Annotated in this window: 7 protein-coding genes and 2 pseudogenes; 8 read left to right on the top strand and 1 reads right to left on the bottom strand. The window is 53.5% G+C overall.

Annotation, left to right across the window (positions count from 1 at the left end):
- From GFJ39_RS14365 to GFJ39_RS13520, 6 genes and pseudogenes are all read left to right on the top strand, one after another.
- Window positions 1–289: pseudogene (locus tag GFJ39_RS14365) on the top strand (helix-turn-helix domain-containing protein); the annotation flags it as partial.
- Window positions 286–447, top strand: a pseudogene (locus GFJ39_RS14570) (helix-turn-helix domain-containing protein); the annotation flags it as partial. The pseudogenes GFJ39_RS14365 and GFJ39_RS14570, both read left to right, overlap by 4 nt.
- Before the next feature lie 60 nt (window positions 448–507).
- Window positions 508–693 (top strand): hypothetical protein, encoded by a 186-nt coding sequence (locus GFJ39_RS14360; protein WP_228391972.1) that lies wholly within the window; start codon window positions 508–510, stop codon window positions 691–693.
- A 645-nt stretch (window positions 694–1,338) separates the two neighbouring features.
- Window positions 1,339–1,737: a hypothetical protein gene (locus GFJ39_RS13530; RefSeq protein ID WP_153431941.1), complete on the top strand. Its 399-nt coding sequence runs from the start codon at window positions 1,339–1,341 to the stop codon at window positions 1,735–1,737.
- A gap of 107 nt (window positions 1,738–1,844) precedes the next feature.
- Complete coding sequence (relB, locus tag GFJ39_RS13525) at window positions 1,845–2,039, top strand: type II toxin-antitoxin system RelB family antitoxin (RefSeq protein WP_228391971.1); 195 nt, start codon at window positions 1,845–1,847, stop codon at window positions 2,037–2,039.
- Window positions 2,039–2,320 (top strand): type II toxin-antitoxin system RelE/ParE family toxin, encoded by a 282-nt coding sequence (locus tag GFJ39_RS13520; RefSeq protein WP_153431939.1) that lies wholly within the window; start codon window positions 2,039–2,041, stop codon window positions 2,318–2,320. Before relB ends, GFJ39_RS13520 begins: the two co-directional genes overlap by 1 nt.
- A gap of 122 nt (window positions 2,321–2,442) precedes the next feature.
- Here GFJ39_RS13520 and GFJ39_RS13515 read toward each other — a convergent pair whose 3' ends face one another.
- A complete protein-coding gene (locus GFJ39_RS13515) occupies window positions 2,443–3,732 on the bottom strand; it encodes a hypothetical protein (protein WP_153431937.1) in 1,290 nt (429 codons plus the stop codon).
- Window positions 3,733–3,900: 168 nt separating this feature from the next.
- On the opposite strand from GFJ39_RS13515, the gene GFJ39_RS13510 reads away from it, so the two are divergent.
- The gene (locus GFJ39_RS13510; RefSeq protein WP_153431936.1) at window positions 3,901–4,434 is read left to right on the top strand and encodes an RNA 2'-phosphotransferase; all 534 of its coding nucleotides are present in this window, start codon (window positions 3,901–3,903) and stop codon (window positions 4,432–4,434) included.
- A gap of 628 nt (window positions 4,435–5,062) precedes the next feature.
- Window positions 5,063–5,241: helix-turn-helix domain-containing protein (locus tag GFJ39_RS13505; RefSeq protein WP_194285389.1), on the top strand; the 179-nt coding region annotated here is incomplete at its 3' end.

Raw genomic sequence — 5,241 nt, 5'->3', positions numbered from 1 at the left:
CCCGACCGGTACTGCCAACGCCTACATCGTGAACCGCAGGGTTGCATGGTCCGGGGCGAGAGCTGGACAGCGTTACGCTCTATTCGATGCTGCGGTCGTGGTCTCAGCCACAGAACAGCCAGACGCCGAAACCCTAGACGACCTCCCTCCCCTTGAATCCATCCCGGCCATGTTCAAAGGCGAACGCCAGTTACCGACCGGCCCCGGTATGCCGCCCCCTTCCCAACCATCTCTTGATGGTCTGGAACCCGACTTGCCCGCCACCAGCCGCGACGATCCAGCACAGTGAGCGCGCACACCCCTGCACACCTATCGCCTGCACAGGCTGCACAGGTAGCTGACGTCTCCCGCTGGACGATCATGCGGGCTATAAAATCATCAGATTTGCAGGCTTTTCGGGACAACAAGAACCAGTGGCGGATCAAAGCTGACGATCTGAACGCATGGCTCGCTGCACACCCTGCACAGTGTGCGCACACTGTGCAGGAAGAAAGCGATGCACACCCCATGCACACCCCTGCACACCCGGCTCCGATCGCCGAAGAGACGCTCGAACTGGTGCGCGTGAAGGCTGAACTCGAAGCCGAAAGGACGCTCCGGGCGACCATCGAGGCTGACCGCGATCACTGGCGCGAATTAGCTCAGAAGCTGGCCGAACCACGACCACGCAAATGGTGGTTCTGGCAGAAATAGCTATTTCAGAATGGGATCACTTCACTCATTCATCTTACCAAGAGAATGAATTTTTCTGCACTCAGCAGAAACATGCATTATACTACTCTGGCGTGTTCCGAAACAACGCCGGTTTAACGCCCTGAAAACGGAAGCATGACGTTGTGAAGCTTGCAGTTTGCCGACTGCATTCAAATCGTAGGAGGCGCTGAAAGGTTAAACCGTGGAGCAAAACACCTTCCGCAAATGGACGTTTATCGTCCAGACAGCTTGTAGGCTTCTTATGGTGGTTTTCAGCATCGAAAACCATATCTGATAGCTTGTAGCTAGCATAGCGGCGGCTTCTTCAGGGGAAGTCGCCGTTTTGTTTTCTACGGGGCGGTTGCCGCCACCCCGTAGAGAAAGCAATGCGGTTAAAGCGATGGACGCTAAAAACCTTCCGTTAGAAAGAAGATATGTGAGACCACGAAAATTGTCATTCACTACGTGAAAAAACACAAATTTTATTCAAAGAATGATACGTCTCGTCTTTAGAGACGTATCATTCTTTGCCTATTAAGTCAACGCTATTTTCTTGACCAAAAATGGCAGATTTCCTTATATTTCCTTACACAAAAAAGGACAAAATTATGATATTTTGTCCTAGTTAATGACGAAGAGGACAAAATGGAAAAAAAAGATTCTATATTTATAGAAAAGCTAAAAAAAGAACTAAAGGAAACAGATGACAAAATAAATAAGCTTTCTTCAGAAAGAAAATTTCTTAACGACCTAATAGAAAGAGAGCTTTCTTCTACAAAGAATGAAAGCAAATACATAAGAAAAAATTCAAAAGTTAAAATTACAATTCAATCAAAGATTGTTAAAACCCTTTCAGAAGAAAGGTATGAGAAAAAAGTTAACTCACTATACGAAGAATGCTCAAAAAATTCAAATATAAGTAAATCTTCTTTTAGAAATTATATTTCTGATCTTGAGAAAAGAGATATAATAATAAGAGGTAGCAAAAGCGGGTACTGGAAGATAAACCCTACAAACCAACACGATCCTTATGATGACTATTAAAACTATCCAATAGTATGAATCTAAGAGATTTTAGCGGCTAAAATCTCCACCTACCTGTAGTATCAAAAGCTAAACTATAATCTATTCCCTTCAACGACCGGAGCAGCATGATGAGCGAAGTACTCTCCCCTATCGTCTCCGAGTTCGAGACGGTCGAACAGGAAGCAGCCTACACCGCATGGCTTCAAACTAAGGTTGCCGCCAGTCTGGCCGATGGAAGGCCGACCATCCCCCATGATGAGGTTATGGGTGAGATGGAAGCGATCATCACAGCCGCAGAACAGCGTCGCCAATCAGCCTGATGTTCCCCGTTGTTTGGCGTGATACCGCCCGCGCCGATCTGCGTCAGATCATCACAGATATAGCCACCGAAAACCCCGGCGCCGCCCGCCGCCTGAAAATCCGTCTGGAAACGGTCGTTCTGCCCCTGTCAGAGCATCCCTATCTCTACCGAACCAGCGACCGGATTCCCGGCCTGCGTGAGATCGTGGCCCACCCGAATTACATTGTCCTGTACCGCGTGACATCAAACAGCATCGAGATCGTCAACGTGGTTCACGCCCGCCGCCAATTTCCTCTCTAAGCTTACCCGGACGCCTTCGGCGGCCTACGGCGCTCCCGCGCTGCGCTCACTCCGGGTCTGTTCTGCTTTGTGCCGAGCTTGTCTGCTTGCTTATGAAACAGGAAGATTTAGCGGCTAAACGCCTACATCCCGAGAGAATGGCTGTCGTCCCAATCGTCCTCGATTTCGTCAGGCTCTGACGGCACCGGATTTTCCGGGTGCTTCCACCTCTCGTTCTCCTCGATTTCAGTGCGGGAGGCGTTGAGCATCGCCAATGCTCCCACTAGACGCGGCGGTGTCACCTTCGGAGCCGCCGCTATCGCAGCATCAGCCAATTGCTTTCGTCGCTCGATTTCGATTTTCAGGCCCACCATGAGGGTCTGGATCGGCAACAGCACCCTCACCACGTCCCCGAGGAAGCTCTTAATTCGATCCCAGACATAGGTCCGCCGATGCTGCGGAACCCTCTCGTTCAAGCGGACTCTCGGGAGCCCCTTCGCATCTTCCGCAACCTGCTCAATCGTCCCGTTGAGAAATCCGTCTATCCCCACATGTAAGGCCATCCTGTGGGCCTTATTGCGGGCCTTAATTTCTGCTGCATCCTTGTGAGCTTTCACCGCCTTTGCATGTTCGGCTGATACGGCTGCCTCTCTAGCCACAAGAGCGGCTTCTCGCGCTTCCATCTCCCTGACCAGGTCTGCTTTTGCGGATTCCAGTTTTCCCCGCTCCTGGGCAACCTTGTATTCTTCCGGCTCCAGCCGATCCGGGTCGCGGCCCACTTTCGCCTTGCCCCGCTCGACCCATTCCAGCCCCATCCTGTCGCGAAGATGCTCGGTCCATAAGTCCTGAAGCGCCCGCCCCTGAAAAACGGGGCTGTCACATCGCTCCATGACGGGCTTACCGGTCGTGTCGAAGACCAGCTCAAAAAGACCGGATTCCGGTCTTTTCTCTTTTTTCTGCCGCTCTCCGAACCGTTCTAGGGCCAGTTCCTTGCCGAATTTGGACAGGCTGATCCAGTCCTCAACCAGCTTCCCGCGCCGGGTCTTTTTCTCGTATTTTGGTGCAAAGAAGACATCGACCCCATGCCGTCCGGCTTCATCCCGGTCCAGTCGCGCCCGGAAAACAGCCCGCCCCCCATGCGTTGCGTTGATGAAGGCCACAGCCTCATCCAGCATCTGTTGTTCGTTCTCAGGGGTGATGGGCAGGTCCGTGGGGAACTGTAAGAAGCCGTGCCGGGCCAGAGCGCGTCCACCCTTGTTGCGCTTCGTCCCTTCAACATGAGCGGCATAGCTCTGTTCGAGATCCAGTCCCTCGCCATACGGACTGTAAACCAGCGGCGGAACATCCCGGATGGCCCGTTTGCTGCCAGCGTAATCGAGGCGCTTTTCGTGTCGCCCCATCGCCGCCAGACCAGACGCATCGAGCGATTTCATCCGAACAGACCCAGACTTGCCCTTCATATTTTTTCACCACAACTCGTACTAACTTGATACAAGTTGGTATCCTTTTTATAAAAAGGATACCCGCTATCCGTTTTTGGGACCCTACCCAAAAACAGCGGACAAGGGGAGACCCCTCTGAACCCCCTTCGAGGACTGACGATGAAGGATGGAGAAGTTGCCCGGCTGCTGTCCCTTATCCTGCGACACGAACCGGAACGGATCGGCCTGACGCTGGACGGACAGGGCTGGGCGAACGTGCCCGACCTGATCCGGCTGGCGAAGCGGGCAGGAAAGCCGTTTGACCTCGCCACCCTGCAACGGGTGGTCGAGACGAACGACAAGCGGCGCTTCACCCTCTCCCCGGACGGTCAGCGCATCCGGGCCGCGCAGGGTCATTCCCTCCCGATTGATCTCGACCTACCCGCCGTCCAGCCGCCCGATCGGCTCTGGCACGGCACCGCCCGCGACAATCTGCCCTCGATCTTTCGGGAGGGTCTGAAACCGGGCCGCCGCCAGATGGTCCATCTTTCCGCCGACCGGGAGACGGCGCAGCGTGTCGGGGAGCGGCACGGAAAGGCCGTTATTTTGGCCGTAGAGGCCGGTCTGATGTTTCGGAATAAGATTCCATTCTATCAGGCCGACAACGGCGTGTGGCTCGTTCCTAGCGTCTCTCCGGCCTATCTGGCGTTCTGACGGGAAACATGGACTGTCCCCACACACTCCTTCCCCTTGAGCAAATCCCATCTAGCTCGGTTCTGCTGACCTTGCAGCACCAGAGCGAGCGCAGCGCGGGAGCGCCGTAGGCCGCCGAAGGCGTCTGGTGTGGATAACTCCCCGTTAAAAAGGTCTCTGATCCGCCCCCGAGGGTCCACAGGACCCGAGGCCCGCTACCGCTCACGAGGGCGTTCGCGGGCCTCGTCCCGTGGGCTTCGTGGACGGCCCTTAAGATCATAGAAAGAGAAACGAAAAAAGTTGTTGTTTATCAGCATGTTATAAAGGGGGGGTGCCTCACCAGCTATGAGGCACCCCTGCCTCATAGCTGGTGAGGCAGGTTTGAGTGAAATCTGCTCATTAAATGGCAATATTTATTTTATTTTTGGAAAAATTTAGCTAATGAATTTGAGTGAAATCTGCTCATAGCGTGAGCAGATATATTTTCTTTCGGGTGTTTTTTCTCTCACCTATGAGGCACCCCTGCCTCATAGGCGCGAAGGCATAGGGTGATGTGGTGAAGACTCGAGAATTAGGAGTGACAACAGCTCCATCCGGCTCATGGGTGCAGGTCGAACGAGCAGCATTAGAACGCTGGTCACGGTTAGGAATGGAAAACCCTCGCGCTGCATCTGTGATGATGACGCTGGTGCATCACATGGGGCGCAATAATGCTGTGGTCGTATCGCAAAAAACGCTTGCTGAACTATGCGCGTGCTCCCGAGCAACGCTTCAACGGGCACTCGATACCCTTCGGTCCGGAAACTGGATTGATGTCCGCCAGATCGG

The sequence above is a fragment of the Gluconobacter aidae genome, from assembly GCF_009547075.1.
GTDB lineage: Bacteria > Pseudomonadota > Alphaproteobacteria > Acetobacterales > Acetobacteraceae > Gluconobacter > Gluconobacter aidae.
This window is presented reverse-complemented; position numbering and strand designations above follow the sequence as displayed.

What these genes read in the sequence shown, in the direction of transcription:
- GFJ39_RS14360 (WP_228391972.1), top strand. Translation starts at nt 508, where the DNA reads ATGCACACCCCTGCACACCCGGCTCCGATCGCCGAAGAGACGCTCGAA.
- GFJ39_RS13530 (WP_153431941.1), top strand. Translation starts at nt 1,339, where the DNA reads ATGGAAAAAAAAGATTCTATATTTATAGAAAAGCTAAAAAAAGAACTA.
- relB (WP_228391971.1), top strand. Translation starts at nt 1,845, where the DNA reads ATGATGAGCGAAGTACTCTCCCCTATCGTCTCCGAGTTCGAGACGGTC.
- GFJ39_RS13520 (WP_153431939.1), top strand. Translation starts at nt 2,039, where the DNA reads ATGTTCCCCGTTGTTTGGCGTGATACCGCCCGCGCCGATCTGCGTCAG.
- GFJ39_RS13515 (WP_153431937.1), bottom strand. Translation starts at nt 3,732, where the DNA reads ATGAAATCGCTCGATGCGTCTGGTCTGGCGGCGATGGGGCGACACGAA.
- GFJ39_RS13510 (WP_153431936.1), top strand. Translation starts at nt 3,901, where the DNA reads ATGAAGGATGGAGAAGTTGCCCGGCTGCTGTCCCTTATCCTGCGACAC.